Here is a 699-nt window from a genome sequence, read left to right as displayed (position 1 = left end):
CTAACGCTATGGATTTTCATTGCCATGGCATTAGGAGTAGGTATTGGTGTATTTTTTCCTCAAGCATCTGTGGTACTCGATCAATTAAGCATTAATTCAGTGAATATCCCTATTGCAATAGGGCTTATTTTGATGATGTATCCACCACTTGCCAAAGTAGAATATGCGACTTTGCCTAAAGTCTTTGAGGACAAGCGAACCCTTACATTATCTCTCGTTCAAAACTGGCTAATAGCACCTTGCTTAATGTTTGGTTTGGCAATCATATTTTTACATGCCTATCCTGAATACATGACTGGCCTAATTCTCATAGGCTTAGCCCGATGTATTGCGATGGTCCTCGTCTGGAACGATCTGGCATGTGGGGATAATCAATATGTCGCTGCCTTAGTCGCGTTTAACAGTATCTTCCAGATCTTATTCTTTAGTACTTATGCCTGGTTATTCTTAACCTTCTTACCACCATTCTTTGGGGTAGAAGCACAAATCATTAATGTGAGCTTTTGGACAATTACCCATGCTGTTCTTATTTATCTAGGTATTCCGTTCTTACTTGGGTTTTTAACCCGACTGATTTTGGTTAAAAAGAATGGTTTGGCTTGGTATCAGGATAAATTTATCCCAAAGATTAGCCCAATCAGCCTTATTGCCCTTTTATTCACGATTGTAGCCATGTTCAGTCTTAAAGGTGGTGAAGTG

General features: G+C 39.3%; 1 protein-coding gene. It reads left to right on the top strand.

Features of this window, described 5'->3' with window-relative positions:
* A partial coding sequence (arsB, locus tag AC1M9L_RS14750; protein WP_481592552.1) for an ACR3 family arsenite efflux transporter occupies positions 1–699 on the top strand: 699 nt, incomplete at both ends.

This window comes from Acinetobacter sp. ANC_7511 (assembly GCF_056779975.1).
The sequence above is the reverse complement of the archived record's forward strand: the minus strand, read 5'-3'. Positions and strand labels throughout refer to the sequence as shown.